This is a genomic window from Alteromonas sp. S167 (assembly GCF_036864375.1).
In the GTDB taxonomy this organism is placed as follows: Bacteria; Pseudomonadota; Gammaproteobacteria; order Enterobacterales; family Alteromonadaceae; genus Alteromonas.
The window spans coordinates 291820-310414 of record NZ_JAZETR010000003.1; the positions used below are offsets into that span (position 1 = coordinate 291820).

The 18595-nt window shown below is 45.1% G+C and carries 14 protein-coding genes; 6 read left to right on the plus strand and 8 right to left on the minus strand.

Translation table 11 applies throughout. The annotated features are described in order from the left end of the window. Positions 1-359 precede the first annotated feature (359 nt). Entirely contained in the window at positions 360-977 is a 618-nt protein-coding gene (locus V7R35_RS07260; protein ID WP_334014064.1) for a trimeric intracellular cation channel family protein, read from the plus strand. A gap of 147 nt (positions 978-1124) precedes the next feature. Continuing rightward, on the plus strand, positions 1125-2636 hold the full coding sequence (locus tag V7R35_RS07265; protein WP_334014065.1) for a YifB family Mg chelatase-like AAA ATPase: 1512 nt from the start codon (positions 1125-1127) through the stop codon (positions 2634-2636). A 69-nt stretch (positions 2637-2705) separates the two neighbouring features. Here V7R35_RS07265 and ilvY read toward each other — a convergent pair whose 3' ends face one another. Next, on the minus strand, positions 2706-3569 hold the full coding sequence (gene ilvY / locus V7R35_RS07270; RefSeq protein WP_334014066.1) for an HTH-type transcriptional activator IlvY: 864 nt from the start codon (positions 3567-3569) through the stop codon (positions 2706-2708). A 155-nt stretch (positions 3570-3724) separates the two neighbouring features. On the opposite strand from ilvY, the gene ilvC reads away from it, so the two are divergent. After that, positions 3725-5203, plus strand: coding sequence for a ketol-acid reductoisomerase (ilvC, locus tag V7R35_RS07275; protein WP_334014067.1), 1479 nt, complete (start codon positions 3725-3727; stop codon positions 5201-5203). 76 nt (positions 5204-5279) lie between these two features. Here ilvC and V7R35_RS07280 read toward each other — a convergent pair whose 3' ends face one another. Together V7R35_RS07280 and V7R35_RS07285 are read right to left on the minus strand one after the other, a co-directional pair. Beyond that, positions 5280-6527, minus strand: coding sequence for a multidrug effflux MFS transporter (locus V7R35_RS07280; protein WP_334014068.1), 1248 nt, complete (start codon positions 6525-6527; stop codon positions 5280-5282). 145 nt (positions 6528-6672) lie between these two features. Further along, positions 6673-8673, minus strand: a complete 2001-nt coding sequence (locus V7R35_RS07285; RefSeq protein ID WP_334014069.1) for an alpha/beta hydrolase family protein — start codon at positions 8671-8673, stop codon at positions 6673-6675. Positions 8674-8932: 259 nt separating this feature from the next. Here V7R35_RS07285 and V7R35_RS07290 point away from each other — a divergent pair, with 259 nt between their 5' ends. Both V7R35_RS07290 and V7R35_RS07295 read left to right on the plus strand, forming a co-directional pair. Next, positions 8933-10783, plus strand: a complete 1851-nt coding sequence (locus V7R35_RS07290) for an autotransporter assembly complex protein TamA (protein ID WP_334014070.1) — start codon at positions 8933-8935, stop codon at positions 10781-10783. Beyond that, a complete protein-coding gene (locus V7R35_RS07295) occupies positions 10780-14562 on the plus strand; it encodes a translocation/assembly module TamB domain-containing protein (RefSeq protein WP_334014071.1) in 3783 nt (1260 codons plus the stop codon). Before V7R35_RS07290 ends, V7R35_RS07295 begins: the two co-directional genes overlap by 4 nt. Before the next feature lie 6 nt (positions 14563-14568). On the opposite strand, the gene V7R35_RS07300 is transcribed toward V7R35_RS07295, so the two are convergent. Together V7R35_RS07300 and V7R35_RS07305 are read right to left on the minus strand one after the other, a co-directional pair. Continuing rightward, on the minus strand, positions 14569-15165 hold the full coding sequence (locus V7R35_RS07300; RefSeq protein ID WP_334014072.1) for a hypothetical protein: 597 nt from the start codon (positions 15163-15165) through the stop codon (positions 14569-14571). Continuing rightward, the gene (locus V7R35_RS07305) at positions 15155-15664 is read right to left on the minus strand and encodes an RNA polymerase sigma factor (protein ID WP_334014073.1); all 510 of its coding nucleotides are present in this window, start codon (positions 15662-15664) and stop codon (positions 15155-15157) included. The genes V7R35_RS07300 and V7R35_RS07305 overlap by 11 nt, the downstream gene beginning before the upstream one ends. 256 nt (positions 15665-15920) lie before the next feature. On the opposite strand from V7R35_RS07305, the gene V7R35_RS07310 reads away from it, so the two are divergent. Then, positions 15921-16196, plus strand: coding sequence for a hypothetical protein (locus V7R35_RS07310; protein WP_334014074.1), 276 nt, complete (start codon positions 15921-15923; stop codon positions 16194-16196). A 15-nt stretch (positions 16197-16211) separates the two neighbouring features. Here the strand turns inward: V7R35_RS07310 and V7R35_RS07315 are convergent, their stop codons facing one another. The 3 genes from V7R35_RS07315 to V7R35_RS07325 are packed head-to-tail and all read right to left on the minus strand — an operon-like array spanning position 16212 to position 18561. Then, a complete protein-coding gene (locus tag V7R35_RS07315; protein WP_334014075.1) occupies positions 16212-17114 on the minus strand; it encodes a DMT family transporter in 903 nt (300 codons plus the stop codon). Beyond that, complete coding sequence (locus tag V7R35_RS07320) at positions 17114-18127, minus strand: D-2-hydroxyacid dehydrogenase (RefSeq protein ID WP_334014076.1); 1014 nt, start codon at positions 18125-18127, stop codon at positions 17114-17116. The genes V7R35_RS07315 and V7R35_RS07320 overlap by 1 nt, the downstream gene beginning before the upstream one ends. After that, complete coding sequence (locus V7R35_RS07325; protein ID WP_334014077.1) at positions 18124-18561, minus strand: acyl-CoA thioesterase; 438 nt, start codon at positions 18559-18561, stop codon at positions 18124-18126. The genes V7R35_RS07320 and V7R35_RS07325 overlap by 4 nt, the downstream gene beginning before the upstream one ends. Positions 18562-18595 lie beyond the last annotated feature (34 nt).

The following is an 18595-nucleotide window of genomic DNA, read 5'->3' on the forward strand; positions in this document are numbered from 1 at the left end:
AGCGTCTTCAGTCGTCTAGAATAAAGGCAACAAATTGCGTAGCTTTACGCTAGCACCTTGTTTTTAAGATACATATTGACGTCCAAAGCACACAATAGATGCCCTTCGGAAAAAATGAAATGTTGTTCGTATAAGGCTATGGCTTAACCTCTACTTTCAACTCGTAGTGATTATTCATAACGGCTACGAGTTGATAATGGGCAAAGAAATAGCATGAAACGCAGCGGATGATCAAGTATTTTGCATAGCAAGTGTTGGCTTTAATCACGCTTCAGTGCGCTTATTTAATGTGCTTTTTTATGAAATAAATACAGGTTGTTTAACAGCACCTACTCAATTAACAAACAAAGGTTGTAGATATGTTTGATTGGTTTCACTGGCTTAACCTTGCGGGTGTAGCGGTATGTGCAATATCGGGCACCTTAATGGCGTACCAAAAACGCATGGACGGTTTTGGCGTAGTGGTGCTTGCTAGTGCAACGGCTATTGGTGGAGGAACCTTACGCGATGTGATGCTTGACGTGCCCGTATTTTGGATAGCGGACACCGATTACTTATACACCACGTTGATTGCTGCTTTTATCCCAATTATATGGCTACGTGTAAGCCCCCGTTTTCCTTACCACTACTTGCTGATTGCCGATGCTTTTGGGCTTGCACTGTTTAATGTAGTAGGAATAGAAAAAGCATTATCTTACGAAACGGGCATGGCGGTGGCTGTCGCAATGGGTACGATAACAGGGGTGTTTGGCGGTTTACTGCGCGATGTTATTTGCCGTGAAGTACCTTTGGTATTAAACGGCGAACTGTACGCTATGACGTGTATTGCAGGGGGTGTGGTGTATGGCGTTGGCTTACAGTTAGAGCTTGCAACCCAATGGTGCGGTATTGCAGCATTGGTAACCACAGTATTACTGCGCCTTGGTGCAATGCGTTGGCATTGGCAGTTGCCCGTTTTTTACAACGACAATCACTAGGGCGTGTTTAACCGTATCAAAGAGAAACCGTTTTATTGAAAAAATCTCGTCTCTTGTACAGTAAAAATGGCCCGCTTTTGTCTTTATAGTGCCTGTTTTTAAACTGCAATTTCACAGCAGAGTTACGTAAATAAGGCGACGAATATTATGGGCATGGCGGTGGTTAAAACCTTTGCGGGGCAGGGTGTTTCTGCACCAGAAATACGGGTAGAAATCCATCTTGCCAATGGTCTACCGGCGTTTCAGTTGGTAGGTATGGCAGAAACCAGCGTAAAAGAAGCCAGAGAGCGCGTACGCAGTGCGCTTATAAACAGCGGTTTTGACTTTCCAGCTAAGCGCATTACTGTAAATTTGGCACCTGCCGACATACCCAAATTCGGCGGGCGATTCGACCTTCCTATCGCCGTGGGAATATTGGCCGCATCGGGCTACATTAACGATACTAGCCTACTTAATATCGCGTTGGTGGGCGAACTTGGCCTTAATGGCGAAATAAAACCAGTTAATGGGCTAATACCTGTTGTGATGGCCGCAGCGAATGAAGATATGCCGCTTGTATATCCTGGCGACAATGACATAGAAGCCGCGCTAGTCTCTCACGCCACCCGCTATCCCGCCTTCGACTTACTCTCAGTTTACGAACACTTGGCGGGTAATAAGAAATTAGCGAAAGGTCAGCCCTTTTCTTCTGTTGGAAGTACCGATACACCTTCCGGCTGGGACGATATTATTGGCCAAGAGCAGGCCAAACGCGCGCTTATGATTGCAGCCACGGGGTCGCATAATCTGTTAATGGTAGGCCCGCCGGGCACGGGTAAAAGCCTGTTAGCAAGCCGAATGCTTTCACTATTACCAGACATGACTGAAGAAGAAGCACTTGAAGTGGCCGCCATTCATTCAGTAAAAGGCGAGCGCCTTTTCGCAGAACAATTTTTAAAACGTCATTTGCGCTCGCCGCATCATACAAGCTCGGCAGTGGCGTTAACTGGCGGGGGCTCACACCCTGTGCCCGGTGAAATATCTCTGGCACATAACGGCATTTTGTTTTTAGATGAATTACCGGAATTTGGCCGTAAAGCCTTAGACGTGTTACGAGAGCCACTAGAAACTGGCGATGTGCATTTATCTCGAGCATCGGGTAGCGCCACTTACCCTGCCAACTTTCAGTTGGTGGCTGCCATGAACCCAAGCCCAACGGGAGACATAGACGATAACAGGCTAACACCTCAGCAGCAGCTTAATTATTTAAACCGGCTATCAGGGCCGCTTCTCGACAGAATTGATATTCAAGTAGAGGTGCCACGTTTACCCGATTATGATTTACCAGAACGCGCCAATAAACCTGACGACACGTTGTTTGAAACGAAAAAAGCCATTGCAGCTGCTCGACACACACAACTAATGCGTCAGGGTAAACCGAACGGCGCATTGCACGCGGGTGAACTGGCCGATATTTGCAAGCTTTCAGCGGCTGATTTGCAGTTCTTGCAAGCGGCAGCAAAACAGCTAAACCTTTCTATGCGCGTATTTCATCGCACGTTAAAAGTGGCTCGTACCATTGCTGATTTACAACACCAGAATGCAGTGAGCCGCGCACATCTGGCCGAGGCCTTAGGCTATAGAGCGCTGGACAATCTTATAAAGCAGTTAAGTAGCTGAGTAATTTGGTACTTAAGCAATTGGACAACTAGGCAACTAAGCCGCTACAACGAAGCTAGTGCTTGAACGCTAAATAGCATTAAGCTCCATAAACGCATTGATAAGAGGCTCGTTTTGCTTGTCTTGCAAACAGCATAGCCCAAGTGCGTAAGGCTCGATGTCGTCTACCTGAATTTGCGTAACCGCATTGGCCATACTGGAGTGATCAAGCACCACCTTAGGCACAAAGCCTACCCCACATTCTAGGGCTACCATGCTAACAATAGCTTCGTTCCCTCCCACATAGGCATACACGTTAGGGCGAATACTGTGTTCAGCAAACCAATGATATGCGGTACGTCGTGTAGGGCCGGTTTCAGGCATAATAACTTGGTGCTTTGTCCAATCTAACTGACTCAACTGAGTAAGACGCCACGCTTTAGGGGCAATAAGCACCAAGGGTACGTTATCAAGCGCAGTGAAATGTAAATCGGTTGGCATATCCGGTGTGTAAATAGCAATAGATAAGTCGCACTGTTTACCTTTCACTTTTTCAATGGCTAAAGCAGGGTCGCCGGTAATTAGACGAATATCAACACCAGGATGTTGTTGCCTAAATTGACGAAGCATGGCGGGTAAGTGGCTTTGGCTAGCGGTTACAGAGCAAAACACGCTAAGTTCCCCCTGAAGCGCGTCGTTGTCTTCTTTGAGGTCAATTTTAAGCTGCTGCCAGTCTTTTAATACCTGCTTAGAAAAAGCCAACAGCTTGTGCCCGCTGTGGGTTAGCGCAACCTTGCGATTGTCACGCTTAAACAATGTACAGCCTAACTCGTCTTCAAGGCGTTGAATAACTCGGCTAAGCGTAGAGGGCGATACATACATGGCCTCAGCGGTAACACCAAAGTGCAAGCTAGTGGCTAAGTGGTTAAACAGCTGAAGGCTTCGAAAGTCCATAACATTTCACTTTTTGCAATATTATCTTGCAAATATATCATTTTCCAAAACAAAAGAAATCTTTTAGTCTCAATACCAAGTCGTCATAGACGAGGTCTATCAGCGTCACGGTTGACGTTGGTATTGACAAAAATGAATGTTGTTCGGAAATTTTTATGGCTAATTATTTCAACACCCTATCACTTCGCCAGCAGTTAGATCAGCTAGGCCGCTGCCGTTTTATGGCACGCGAAGAATTTGCTGACGGTTGTCAGAGCTTAAAAGGCAAAAAAATTGTCGTTGTTGGCTGCGGTGCGCAAGGCCTTAATCAAGGCTTAAATATGCGAGACTCAGGGTTAGATGTTTCTTATGCGCTGCGTCAGGCTGCCATCGATGAACAACGGGACTCTTTTAAACGCGCTAGCAGCAATGGTTTTACCGTGGGTACTTACCAGGAGCTTATTCCTGATGCAGATGTTGTTTACAACCTTACACCCGATAAGCAGCATGCAAGCGTAGTAGAAGCGGTGATGCCACTAATGAAAGAGGGCGCAACGCTTAGCTATTCACACGGTTTCAATATTGTCGAAGAAGGTCAACAAATCCGTAGCGATATCACGGTTATTATGTGCGCACCAAAGAGCCCAGGCTCTGAAGTACGTGAAGAATATAAGCGTGGCTTTGGTGTTCCAACACTTATTGCTGTGCACCCAGAAAACGACCCAGAAGGCAAAGGTTGGGATCAGGCTAAAGCGCTAGCTAGTGCTACAGGTGGCGACCGTGCAGGCGTATTGGAATCTTCGTTTGTTGCTGAAGTTAAATCTGACCTAATGGGTGAGCAAACCATTCTTTGTGGTATGCAGCAGGTTGCAGCGGTACTTGCCTTTGAAAAAATGGTAGATGACGGCATTGATCCAGGCTATGCAGGTGCACTTATTCAGTACGGCTTAGAAGCTATTACCGAAGCACTTAAAATTGGTGGCGTAACCAATATGATGGATCGTCTGTCTAACCCTGCAAAGCTAAAAGCCTTCGAGCTTTCTGAACAGTTAACTGATTTATTGCGTCCGCTATTTGAAAAGCACCAAGACGACATCATCAGCGGTGAGTTTTCTCGCACTATGATGGAAGACTGGGCCAACGGCGATGCAAACCTACTTAAGTGGCGTGAAGAAACCGGTGAAACCGCGTTTGAAAATGCACCTGCTTATGAAGGTGAGATTAGCGAACAAGAATTCTTTGACCACGGCATTTTGTTAGTTGCCATGATCAAGTGCGGTGTAGAAGTAGCCTTCGACGTAATGGTTGAAGCTGGCATTCTTCCGGAGTCTGCCTATTACGAATCGCTACACGAAACACCGCTTATTTCTAATACAATTGCACGTAAGCGTTTATATGAAATGAACGTTGTAATTTCTGATACTGCAGAATACGGAAACTACTTATTTGCTAATGCAGCAATTCCGATTTTGCGTGAGAAATTTATGCCTACCATCGACACCAGTGTTATTGGTAAAGGTTTGCCTGCTACTTCTAACCAAGTAGAAAACAAACGCCTTGTTGAAGTAAATAACGCTATTCGCTCACACGGTGTGGAATCGGTAGGTCAAACCTTACGTGGCTATATGACTGACATGAAGGCAATAGTAGTGTAGTCAAGACAGTTTCTGTCGTTAGGTGCTTAACTAAGCCCTTTTGCCCGACCATTTTGGTCGGGCTTTTTTATGCCTGCTACCCTTCGCTATCGCGAACCTTTTCAGCGTAGCGTACCGATACATACGCCAAACCAAAGAACACCAAAAAGCCCAAGCCAATTGGCATTAACGTACCTGACAAAAAACTATCTACAAAAAGCGCTATAGGCACAGAAAACAAGCTCGAAAAAGACCCGATAATAGCGGCACCAAGACCCGCCATATCACCAAGTGGCTGCATGGCCATAGCATTTAAGTTACCAAACAGAATGCCCACAAAGAAAAAGCCGATAAACATTACCGAAACGGTAAGCGCGATGGGTGGCAAACCGTCATAAGCGTAAAGTAAGCCTACATATACCAATGCAAAGATGTTCACGCCTTTTAATGCAAAGCGACACAGTTTTCGCATGCCAAAGCGCATTACCATTTTGCCATTAAAATAAGACGCCAAACCGATGGAGAACGCTAGTATGGCAAAAATGTAGGGGAACCATTCTGCCATGTCGTAATACACCGAAAAAATGGTTTGCGAAGCACTTAAGTAGGCAAGGAAAGCACCGAAAATACAACCCATTGCAAAGGTGTAGCCCATTACTGCGGGGTGCGTAAGAATAAACTTTGAAGAAGCGAAAAACGCTTCCCACGAGAAGGCGCGTCGCTTAGCTTTTGGTAAGGTTTCAGCTTGACGAGAGAAAAACCAAATTCCCGACATAGTGGCTACCACTAAAAATAACGTGAAGATATGGAACCACGAGAATAAATCCATCACTGTTTGCCCAATAATAGGCGCAAGCATAGGCACTAGAATAAATACCATCATAATAAACGACATCACTCGTGCCATAGCGTCACCAACGTATAGATCACGAATGATAGCCATAGACGCTATACGGGGCCCCGATACGCCAAAAGCTTGAATAATGCGACCTATCAGCATGGTTTCTAAATTTGTGGCCATCATGCACACGAACGTACCAAGGGCAAAGATACACAAGCCAACAAGAATGGTTAATCTGCGACCACGACTGTCACTAAACGGTCCAAAGAACATCTGTCCAAAGGCCATTCCAACAAAAAACACCGTAACGATTAAGTGAGTTTCACTGGGGTTAGCCACATTTAGCGCATCACCTATTTGAATAAGTGCCGGCAGCATAGCATCGATACTTAACGCAACAAGGGATGTCATAGTCGCCATTAACGCAACAAATTCAAATAACCCTAGCACGGGCTTAGTTACAACAGCAGTATCTTCAGATACGCGGGTGGGTGACTGCGGCATAAAATCTCGAATGTGAATAAAAGTTAGGTAATAAAAAAGCGCGATATCTCGCGCTTTAAGAGTGACAAGTATAACCTAGCTGTGATTAAAAAGCCGCCAACAATCACCGTAACTGTCGTGAAAAATGACGGCTTTAACGGTTTACTTATTCGCTTTGTGCTTCAAGCTTGTCGTTGCTGTTTGCAACTTCATGCTCTGCATGTTTACGCTTCAAGTACTTACTTAAAAAGGCATCCATTTCGGCAAAGAATCGGTGTCTGTTTCGCTGAATCGACAGTGAGTGGTCGCCACTTTCCAGCTCTACATACGTGAAAGTTTTATCATAATCTTCTAATTCGTCAGCCATATATCTGCTGTGCAGCGGTCTTACAACGCGATCTTCTTCACCATGAACAAGCAAAATAGGGGTTTTAATACCTTCAACGTTGTAATACGGCGAGCGAGCTTCAAGGTCGTCAAAGTCGTCACCTATTTGATTTTCAACAAATTCATTATTCAAGAACTTACGTGAATGCATAACGATATGTTTTAACGAGCTGACACCGGCAAAGCTTACCGCACACTGAAACAAGTCCGGTGTTTTTACCGTTGCCATTAACGCTGCGTATCCGCCATAGCTTGCACCCACTATGCACATGTTGCCTTGCTCTGCGTGGCCTTTCTCAACCATGTATTTCGCCGCATCGGTAATATCATCTTGCATAGCAAGGCCCCAGCCTTTCATTTGGCTTTGTGCAAAGCTGTATCCATAACCGCGTGAACCTCTAAAATTGGGGCGTAAAACGGCATAACCTTTATAAGTAAAATAAGCAGTCCAATAATCAAAACCACTGAAGTCTCGTGCTCCAGGGCCGCCATGAGGATGGATAATGGTAGGGAATGGGCCGTCGCCTTTTGGTAGTGTGAGGTAGGCTTCAATTTTCATGCCGTCTCTTGCTTCAAACTCAATAAGTTCATGTTCAGACAGCGAAGCAGAATCTATTAGCGGATATTGTTGAAACAGAAAATCAAGCGAGCCTTTCTCGCGATTACCAATTAGGTAAATGCCTGGTAACACATCTGACTCTGAATACACCAAATAGGTTTGCTCATCATCACTAAAGCTTACCAAGGTGTTCTGATAATCAGGTAAACCTTTATTTATACCATTTTGCAACCCAACATAGCGCTCGTCCCAATAGTGACGGCCGTCGTGTCTAATACCTATTGCATCGTTAGTAACTGGGGAATAAATAAGGCTTCCATCTACGTCATAGCCCTCATCAGAGAACACTTCGGTATGTTCATTTGTCGCCACATTAAGCGTAAACAGCGCCTTGTAATCGCCCTTATAGCCACGGTAATACAAGATATTAGGATCTTTTGCGAACCCAAGTGGATAGGCGCCTTTTTCAGTCATGGCGTTGTATTCAAACAGCGTTCGCCAGTCGTCCCCCTCTTTAAGGAACACTTTGCGTTCACCACTTTCAAAATCTAGTGATACACCAACGCGAACATTGTGTTGTCTGTCCGTAATCCAGTCTCTAATTTTCTTTTTGCCGCGCTCAAGTCGCGACACGCTACCGGTATTTACGTTAACTTTGTACACCGATGGCAAGCCCAACACTTCAGCATCAAGCGCTATTAAAATGTGATCAGGATCGTTTGGGAGCCAATCAATCACGTCGTCATGAAACTGAGGAATATGTCGGGGATTTCCTGCGCGTTGTTTTATGCGCTCCCAATTAACAAGGTTGAACGCACCTTTACCACTGCCGTCGTATTTAATACTTAACAAACGGGTGTCGTGCACTTTAGTTGTGCCTCTTCTAGTCTCATAGCGTGCACTGACTACTAAACGCTCGTTATTCACCCACTTATACCAGCGAATTTTCACGCGCTCGTTGTCAGACTGTAAAAGAAAGTGCTTTTTACCTTCAATAAGATCGTAGGTGGCCAGCATAGCAATAGCGTTATCGCCCGTGGTATTTTGTACAAATGCAATTTTGTCGCCATTCGGCGATAGCGCTGGTGTCCAATAAGTAGGAAGTGCACTAAACGCCTCATAATCTGACGTGTTTTTTGATTGATTTCCAACGGCATCGCTAGATAGCACTAACGTGAAGACAGCCAACAGTAAAGTGGCGAGAGAGAGTCTAAAATGCATAACAATCCTTGTTTCTTGTCATTTTTTATTTACCGAGGGAACTTAGGGCTAGGTTGCGCCTCGTACATCTGCGCGTAGTATACAAGCGAAGCGGTTAAAGTCCAAAATTTGAACGTTTCATCCCCAAAGCGGTAGAATGAACGCAAAAAACTGATCTCTCATCGAACGACACAATTACAAATAACGGTTGTGGTATGATTAACCATAGTCACAACATGGATTTCACCTACTTGCAATACCTTAAGGATTTAGTCTTTTCATGCCGTCAGACTGCAATGGCATTGCCGTTCTCCCATTTTATTTTCTGTTGTTTATACAACGAGGATATCGCTTCGCAATGAAATCGGTATTGACGGGTGGCGTGTATCTTTTTTTCATGCTTTTGGGGTGCGGTTTTGCAGTTTCACCAAGTTTTGCTGAAAGTGATATAACCTATCAAATTGAAGGCGTTGAACAAGACGTACTGCACAACAATATTCGCATTCACTTGGCAAGTCTAAACGTTGAAACGTCTTTATTAACCGACCCTTACTGGCAAGATGAAGTGGGCGCTACCGTAGCCACCGCAGTGCAACCGTTCGGCTATTACAATAGCGACACTACGGTTAACGTCACCGACGGCAAAGTGATAGTAAACGTGGTTTTAAATACACCGCTAACCGTAAACAAAGTAACGCGAGAAATTATCGGTGCAGGCCGAGAGGACAAGGCATTTCGAGAACGGTTTAACGCTTTCAAGCTAAAGCAAGGCGATGTGCTTAATCAACGCATTTATGAAGCGTTTAAGTCTTCCATGTTTAATTACGCGCTCTCAAACGGTTACTTTGACTATTTTTGGCAAGTAACACGCCTAGATTTAGTAAGAGAAGAGAAGCAAGCGAACATACTGCTTATTGCACAAAGCGGCCCTCAATATCAGTTTGGCGAATTAACGTTTGTGGGAGAAGACAAAGCCCGCGCCATTATTGAACGATTAAAGCCCTTTAAAACTGGTGATGCATACTCTTCTGCCGCGCTCGCCGATTTTAACCGAAGCCTTAACCAATCGGGTTACTTTACCCGTGTAATTGCGCGCCCTGTTGTGAGTGAAGCAGACGGCTTACTGGTGCCTATTGAAGTGTCCTTGCTCCATCGTCCTACAGATTCTTTTAACACCGCAATTGGTGCTGCAACCGACACGGGACCGCGTATTAGGCTTGGCTGGGAACGGCCTTGGGTAAATAGTCGAGGTCACTCTATTTCGTCTGATATTTTCATATCGTCTCCCGAGCAATCGGTGACGGCAGACTACCGTATTCCAATGAAAAATATCACTAGCGACTATGCCAGTATTGAAGCGGGTTACCAATTTATTGAATACAGTAACACCTCTTTTGAAAGTGAAACGCTATCGCTGGCGGTACACCGTTACTGGCAAGACAATAACTCGCCGTGGCAACACGATGGCTCTATTACCTACTTGCGCGAAACCTACGACCAAGGCGATTTAAGTACCAATACCACATCGCTTGTTTTACCGGGTTATTCCATTTCATATCGCAAAAAAGACAGCGAGTTGAACATCGACAACGGCAGTTATTTACAGCTTCTATCACAAATTGGTCGCGAAGGTGTGGGATCAGATATCGACTTTGCCAAAATAGTGGCTGAGGCAATGATTATCAGAACCTTTAATAACGTTCATCGAATTTCGATTCGCGGTGAGTTGGGCGCTATAGATACCAATCGATTCGACGAAGTACCTACATCACTGCGTTTTTATGCGGGTGGTGATAGAAGTGTGAGAGGCTTCGATTTTAGGGAAATTTCCCCCACTGCAGAAGTGATTGACCCAGAAACAGGCGAGCCAATTATTGACTCTATCGGTGGTAAATATTTGGCAACCTCAAGCGTGGAGTATGCCTACCGTTTCGCTGATAACTGGCGTGCAGCCGCTTTTGTGGATGTAGGTACTGCCACTAACGATATAAGCTCCAAGTTTACCTACAGTATTGGACCCGGCATTCATTGGATTTCGCCAATAGGACCGGTTCGATTTTATATTGCTAGAGGTTTTGCACCAGAGGAAAAAACGTGGCAACTGCATATTATGTTGGGGCCTGAGCTATGAAAAAACGTACTATTTCAGCACTGCTATTATCGCCTGTTTTTATTGTTGTTGCCCTTTACGCACTGCTTATTAGCCCGCTAGGCGGCCCTACAGTAAAAGTATTGGCGAATACGTTTGTCAAACCTTTACACATAGAGCGCATCGACGGCAGCTTTGCTGATGCACTTGAAATTACTGGGCTTTCTTGGAAAGACGCCCAATGGCAGGTTTCAGTGGGCACTATTTATGCCGATCTAACCTGGCGCTGCTTTTTCGAACCACGGGTTTGTGTAAACGAACTGTCTGTGGATGACGCTTCAATAAAACAAGTTGCCGAGACACCAGAAGCCATACAAGAAGACACCACAGATGCCACGTTTACCATGCCTTTACCTGTAGAGGTAGAAGCGCTGGCACTGAATAATATTGACGTCAGTCTATTGGCCGTAAGCATCAGCGTAAAAGCGCTTGAGCTATACGATTTTGAAGCAGATGACGCCATTGAACTAGAAACCTTCGCGGCACAGAACATAGCAGTTACTTTGCCACAAACGAGCGAAGAACCTGCTTCACCAGCGCCTTCGCCGAAAACACCTAATACCGGGCTTCCCGCATCATACTCACTTCAATACACTGCACCAACGTTGCAAAGTATCGCTACGCCAATTCCGCTTTCTATCGGTACATTCTTAATAGAAGGTTTTTCGTTTAGCCAAGGCAGTACAACAGAGCAGCTGGACGTTATTGCTTTAACCGATGCGCACTTCAAAGAAACAGATGTTGGCGTTGATGATATCAAAATCGTTCATGAACAAGGTTCAGTTCAGGGGCGTTTTTCGGCGAACTTAACCAACAACTATCCGCTAACGGCGAAATTAACTGCACAAACTCAGTTAGACACGCAGCCACAAAAGCTAAATGTAAATGCAAAAGGTGCGTTGGATGATCTTGCAGTAAACATTGTCGCTGAAGGTGCAGTTACTGCTAACTCGTCTCTATCCACAAATATCTTAGACGACACATTACCTATTGAATTTTCAGCTAGCTGGAACGAGCAGGCTATTCCTTTAATGGCAGACGCAACACTACATGAAGGCGCGCTTACGCTAGATGGCGTAATGGGCGACTACGTTCTTAAAGGCAACGGTGCGGCAACACTTGCTGACATTGGCAAAGTACCTGTGTCTTTAGATGTGGTACTGAAAAAGAACAATATTTTTGTGAATGAAGCCAATGTACAAGCGTTAGAAGGAAGCCTAAAAAACAGCGGCACGCTTTATCTTAACGATGCCATAGCATGGGAAGGAAAAACAACGCTTACGAATGTATCAGCAAAACGCTTTAGTAAATACGCGCCATCTAATGTAAACGGTGATGTAGAAAGCATATTGCAATACTCGCGGCAAAATGGGCTGCATATCAGCTTGCGAGACTTAAATGTATCGGGCGACCTTCAAAACAAGCGCATAGATGTGAAAGGCAATGCTGTATATTCTGGTCCAAGCGATTTGATTGTAACCAACGTCAGCATAAAGCAAGACACAAATGCCATAAAGGCCATTGCGCAAGTGCTGAATAAACGCCATCTAAACGCCGACATCAACATTGATGTAGCCCAAATTGAAAGCCTATTTCCTGACGTTTCCGGAAAGATAAAAGGCAATGTAAAGGCGGTTGGCCCATGGCAGAACCCTTCAGCAAAGGGCGAAATAGATTTAACAAATGTTTTAATAAGCGCAGCGCTTTCGCCGGAGGCCGCACAACAAGGCGCAATAAACGGCAGTGTTAATTTCGCAGGTGAATACACCGATCACACGGCTTCTTTGGATTTACGCCTACCCGAGCACACCTTAAAAACAGACCTAACGGGAGCATGGGCCAACAATCACTGGAACGGTCAAATAAGTAATACTACGTTGAAGCTGGCTAACATGTATTGGACACTCTCTAATGCATTTTCGGTGAATATTGGTACTGAACCTGTAACAGCCAAAATAGGCCAGCATTGTTGGACATCGCGAAAAGAAGGCGAGCTTTGCGTTTCCAATGTTAACTACCAAGACAATCGCGCGAAATGGGATATCAGTGCCAACGTACTGCCCGTTGGACTATGGGCTAATGAGCTGGTGCCGCATATTGTATCTGCACCATCAGATGCGACTTTAACGATAAAAACCCAAGGGCAATACGCGCCCAACGACCCTATCGATGCTACGTTTACCGCCTCGCTTAGCCCAGCCCCATGGCAGCTTGGCGAGGAACGACCGCTAACGCTTACTATCAATTCTGTTGAAACCTCGGGCAAAATTAAACAAGGAAAGCTTGAAGCAACGTCGCTTATTTCCAGTAAAGAAATAGGTGATGCCACATTAACCATTGCCACTCGCCCGTTTGAAGATAAAAAGCCTCTTGAAGGTACACTTACCTTGCAGCAGCTAGATGTCGCGCCTTTAAAGCCACTTTCGCCCGCAATAAGAACGCTAACAGGTGTGCTAAATGGTGAAATTGTTTTAGCAGGAACGGTAAGCGAACCTGCGCTTACCGGCGAGATGACTATTTCTAACGGCGCCATAGATATACAAGATACGCCGGTTACACTTGCTGACTGGAACCAGTCGATAGTGTTAAACCAGCAAACAGCAAAGCTTGATGGCACGTTTGTACTGGGTGGAGGAAAAGGTGAGCTAACCGGTGATATTGACTGGTCTTCAACGCCTAGCGCCAACTTCTCGCTAAAAGGTAATGCGTTTGAAGTACGTCAGCCTAATGTTCGCTTGAAAGTGTCACCAAATATCGAAATCGCAGCAACCAAAGAGCGCGTAGATGTGAAAGGGGATGTAAATATTCCTTGGGCACGCATTGAAATAGAAAGCTTACCCGAAAGCGCCGTTTCGCCATCTAAAGATGTACACCTTCGTGGTGAGCCAGACAGAGAAGAGCCCCTTGATATTGTACATGCCTCTGTAATGGTGAATATCGATAAAGCGAAAACACAAGAAGTGAAGCTTGAGGCCTTTGGACTTACAGCAAGCTTACATGGCGGAATTCGTGTGAACACGCAGCCAGCATTAGTAGGGTTTGGAGACCTGCAAATACTTAATGGTCGCTATAACGCATACGGTCAGCAGCTAATCATTCAAACCGGTGAAGTGCAGTTTAACGGGCCTATTGACCAACCTCTTTTGCTTGTAGAAGCCATTAGAGACCCAGCGAAGACCGACGATAACGTTATTGCTGGTATTCGAATTGACGGCGCTGCCGATGCACCAAGTATTAACCTGTTTTCTGAGCCAGCAATGGATCAGCAGGGCGTACTGTCGTACTTATTAACCGGCAGTGGACCAAACTCAGGAACCCAAGACCCCAACTACGCAGCGCTTCTGTTAGGTTTTGGTTTATCAAATACGAAAACCCTCACCGGACAAGTGGGCAGTGCGCTCGGGATAGACGATTTCAGCTTAAGTACTAATGAAAACCGCTTGTCTGTAACGGGGCAGATAAATGACCGCTTATCAGTAGAGTACAATGTAGATGTGGGTTTAAGTAACAATGATGCCAACGCTACGTTAAGACGAAGACAGTTGCCGCCTGACCTTGCATTAAAGTACAAACTACTTCCTAGTCTGTATCTTGAGGCCATCCAAACCACGTTAGAAGATCAGTCTGAGTTTGCCCTAGACTTGTACTACGAGTTCTTCCTTGGCGACAACAGAACGCCTTCACAAGAGGACAATGGCGAAGACAAAAGCGACAGCAAAAGGGACGAAAAAGCCAGCGACGCAGACTCGCCAAAAGACTAACCCTCGCTAATGGCCGCGTTTGTCGGCCATACTTTGCAACACTGCCAGCTGTGCCTCAAATCGCTGCTGTCGTTTATGCGCCCATACACCCCATACAATAACAATGATACTGGCTATTGGCAGGGCAATGATTAACTTGTCCCATTTTTCAGGGCTAAGCGCACCAGCAAAATGCCGTTCCAATACAAATAATGGCAAAACAATAAACGCAGGCCATGCCGAGTGTTTGGTAAGAAACGCAATGCGAATATTATTTTTTATTTGATGCGTGAACTGCTGTAGATGATCTAACGTGTGCGAATCTTTTGTAAACGCTGCGACGCGTCGTAACCATAACTGATACATCACTAACGGCACAGCTGTTACCACCATAAACAAACATAATGCCCTGGCCGCAAACGTCATTTCTCCCCAAGCCAGATACACCAAATATAGAGGCGGAAGCAACAGAATGATGTCAATCAGTATATAAAGGCGCTGTTTTACACGCTCGCTGTTAAAGCTTTTCTTTACCTCTGACACATCGATAGTGTTTGTAGGCTGTGCTTGCCAAAGTTCAGTTAACGCATTGTCACCTTGCTGATTGTCGTTATCACTGTGCATGGTGTTCCTCCTGCATAACGGCGTGTTTCGCACGTTTTAAAATTACGCCCACATGACTCTTAGTAAGGCCGCAAACATCTGCAATTTCATCGTAACTTAGCCCCTCAAGAGACAGGGTTAATACTTGCCTTTGCTGTAAAGGAAGTTCTCGTACGGCCTTGAGTAAACGGGCTAAAGACTGCTGCTGGCTTGAGGCAGTTTCTGGAGAGTGTTGATTACTTGCATAGCCATCGCTACCAAGCTCTTCATTTTCATAACGGTGTGTATCTACCCGTTTAACCTGACTTGCTACATGAGTAACCGCACGATTGTGGGCAATTTTAAGAATATAGGTTTTTACGCTGCTATCGCCTTTAAACCTTGATAGGCCCTGCCACACGGCAATAGCAATTTCCTGCAACAATTCTTGCTGCATAGCCTCGTTCGCTTCGTAACTGCTGGCCACACGGCTTAGCAATGCGCCGTATTGCGTAAAAACCTCTTCGAACCCTTGCCCCAAGCTTCCTGCCCTTTATTGATTTTAGTGCCTAATTATTAAGGTGTTACCCCATTTCATATTCATACAGTCTGCATGCTTTGAATTTTATTACAGCTTTTTTTGCGTATTTTTTTATGCCATTAAAAAATTTCTGTAATTTTTTCCGGTAACAACTGACTAGTGATTATGAAGGAAAGAAATAAAGACGATTTTTGACACCTAAATATTTCCACACAGATAAATTTTGACAGCCATCACCACTTTTAAGGAGAGCATAATGTCAACGTTAAGCCTTGTTTTACTACTCAGCGGTATTACGTCTATTGCGCTCTTAGCGTGTTACCTGGATGCCAAGTTCCAGTGGCGATTAAATGACTGGATGAACGGTAAATGCAGCAATCCATTCATTGCCGGTAAAACGTCGCAGCAAGCACAGCAGTTAAAGCAAAAAGACGAGCAAATTAAAACCTTAATGGAACGCGTTGAAACGCTTGAGGCCATTGTTACCGAGCCTGCTTACGAGCTAAACAAGAAAATTAACGCACTGCGTTAAGCAACGCAGGCCAGCTTAATTTGGTATTGAAGGGCGACGCATAAAATAGGGCACCTTGCCCATAGCTATAGCGTTGCCCACCAGCACCACAATAACCCCTACAACAGAAAGCATGGTCCACTGGTAACCTTCAAAAAATGTGGATATAACAAGTGCGACCATAGGGTAAACAAGAACCACATAGGCAGCCTTATCTGCCCCCATCTGCTTTAGCAACTTCATGTATGCGCCAAATGCGAATACAGACCCAAATAATGCCAAATACACTAACGACAAATAAAAGCTAGTGCTTGTAGGAATAACAATATCGCCTGGCGCTAAGAGTGAGGTAATGAATAACAGCACCATGGCGTATGACATGGCATAAAAGTTCATTTGAATTACAGGTGTGCCCGATGTAAGTATTCTCTCAGAAATTACATTACCTACTGATGCACAAAAGAAACTCACAAACGCTATCCCTAACCCAATAGCAAGCGCAGCATCCATTGATACTTTCGAGAACTCAGGCACAAACAAACACACAATGCCAATTAAGCCAAAGGTCGCGCCTATCACTACCTCTTTTCGTATGGGCTCTTTTAACCACCAGCGTCTTAGCACTACATTTATGTAAATAATGCATGAGCTCATCAAGGCTAACAGGGCACTAATAATATGTGCTTGAGCCATGTAAAGCAGGGTGTAATTCAAACTGTAAAGAAACAGCCCTACACCCGCCATTTTCACATGCACATGGACGGGAAGCGTTAGCGGAAGTTTTCTAACCAAACAATACGCACCTAAACAGGCCGACGCCAATAAATAACGTAAAGCAATAGCAAAGGTTTCAGAGGTGTGGCCTATTTGATAGGTAATTGCAATCCATGTTGAACCCCAAATAAGACAGCATAGGGCAAATAATGTTGCGTTATTCATTACGCATTGCCCCTATCTGCGATAAATGCCTTTAACTGCTCCACGGTTTTATCTAACAGCGTTTGTCTTGCGTTAACACCTATCCACGCGTTATGCGGTGAAATGATTAAATTAGGTAAGTTTGCCTTTAGCAGAATATGGTCTTCCGGTGGTGGCTCTACCGATAATACGTCTAAACCTGCACCGCCTAGTTGCTTGCTCATCAATGCGTTAAGTAGCGCGTGTTCATCCACTAGCCCGCCGCGCGCAGTATTAATAAGAAAACAGCTTGGTTTCATTAACGAAAGCGCGTTTGCATCAATTAATTGATTGGTGTCGTCAGTTAACGGGCAATGCAGCGTCACCACATCGGCATGGGGTAACAGTGAAGACAACGATGGACGCGTATCCTCTTTTTTCCCTGGCCTTGCCGCAATGCTTACCCGCATACCTAGTGCTTTTAGCAATACTTCAACGCGCTTGCCAAGCTCACCATGACCAACAATAACCGCATGCTTTCCGGCTAGTTCTACTACGGGGTGAGATGACAAACAAAAATGAGGCGACGCCGACCACTTTCCCGCATGCACGTCATGCTGATACTGCACAAACCGTGTAGCGACATTAAGCAGCAATGTAAGGGTATGTTGGGCCACGCTGTCGGTGCCGTAAGCCGTGACATTACGCACTTCAATACCGTTAGCATTGCAGTAGTCTAGGTCGATATTATTCATACCAGTAGCGGTTACGCCAATATACTTCAAACTGTTAGCAGCGCTAAGCGTGTCGGCATTCAGCACCACCTTGTTCACCAAGATTACACTAGCATGCCTAATTCGCTCTTTAACCTCTGAAGGCGCAGTATTATCAAAAATGGTTACATCAGCGTCAATGCTGTTTGCTTGTGCTTCTAAAAGCCCTTCTGACAGCCCATCTTTTGTGCTGTCGGTAAAATTTTCGGTTAAGCCTTTTGAATCAAGAGACGCTAAGCCCAGCGTTTCGGCATCAAGAAAAACAATACGATGTTGACTCATAGCACATCACATATCGACTCAAGGGCCGACTTGATTTTTACCGGAATAGGTATGGCTTTATCTGATTTTCTATCTACAAAAACATGAACAAACTGGCCATGAGCAACGCGCCTTTTCGACTCTCCAGCAAACACCGACAAACCATACGTTACCGAGCTTCTCCCTATCTTAATCACTCGCAGCCCTACGTAAATATCTTCTGGATACGCTGCGGGGGCGATATATTGACACTGGCTACTAACCACATACGCCACCGATTGACTTTTATGGATATCTAACCCGCCTTCTTCAATAAGAAAGCGGTTTACCGCCGTGTCGAAAAAGCCGTAATACACTACGTTATTGATATGACCATAGGCATCATTGTCTTGCCAGCGAGTGGCAATAACAACGTTATAAGGATAGTCGGAAAGGGTAGGCGTTATATCGGTCATGCTTGTCCTTTTTAAATGGCGGCAGTGATTAAAG

Coding starts and splice junctions, on each gene's coding strand:
- V7R35_RS07260 (WP_334014064.1), top strand. CDS start 360: ATGTTTGATTGGTTTCACTGGCTTAACCTTGCGGGTGTAGCGGTATGT.
- V7R35_RS07265 (WP_334014065.1), top strand. CDS start 1,125: ATGGGCATGGCGGTGGTTAAAACCTTTGCGGGGCAGGGTGTTTCTGCA.
- ilvY (WP_334014066.1), bottom strand. CDS start 3,569: ATGGACTTTCGAAGCCTTCAGCTGTTTAACCACTTAGCCACTAGCTTG.
- ilvC (WP_334014067.1), top strand. CDS start 3,725: ATGGCTAATTATTTCAACACCCTATCACTTCGCCAGCAGTTAGATCAG.
- V7R35_RS07280 (WP_334014068.1), bottom strand. CDS start 6,527: ATGCCGCAGTCACCCACCCGCGTATCTGAAGATACTGCTGTTGTAACT.
- V7R35_RS07285 (WP_334014069.1), bottom strand. CDS start 8,673: ATGCATTTTAGACTCTCTCTCGCCACTTTACTGTTGGCTGTCTTCACG.
- V7R35_RS07290 (WP_334014070.1), top strand. CDS start 8,933: ATGCCGTCAGACTGCAATGGCATTGCCGTTCTCCCATTTTATTTTCTG.
- V7R35_RS07295 (WP_334014071.1), top strand. CDS start 10,780: ATGAAAAAACGTACTATTTCAGCACTGCTATTATCGCCTGTTTTTATT.
- V7R35_RS07300 (WP_334014072.1), bottom strand. CDS start 15,165: ATGCACAGTGATAACGACAATCAGCAAGGTGACAATGCGTTAACTGAA.
- V7R35_RS07310 (WP_334014074.1), top strand. CDS start 15,921: ATGTCAACGTTAAGCCTTGTTTTACTACTCAGCGGTATTACGTCTATT.
- V7R35_RS07315 (WP_334014075.1), bottom strand. CDS start 17,114: ATGAATAACGCAACATTATTTGCCCTATGCTGTCTTATTTGGGGTTCA.
- V7R35_RS07320 (WP_334014076.1), bottom strand. CDS start 18,127: ATGAGTCAACATCGTATTGTTTTTCTTGATGCCGAAACGCTGGGCTTA.
- V7R35_RS07325 (WP_334014077.1), bottom strand. CDS start 18,561: ATGACCGATATAACGCCTACCCTTTCCGACTATCCTTATAACGTTGTT.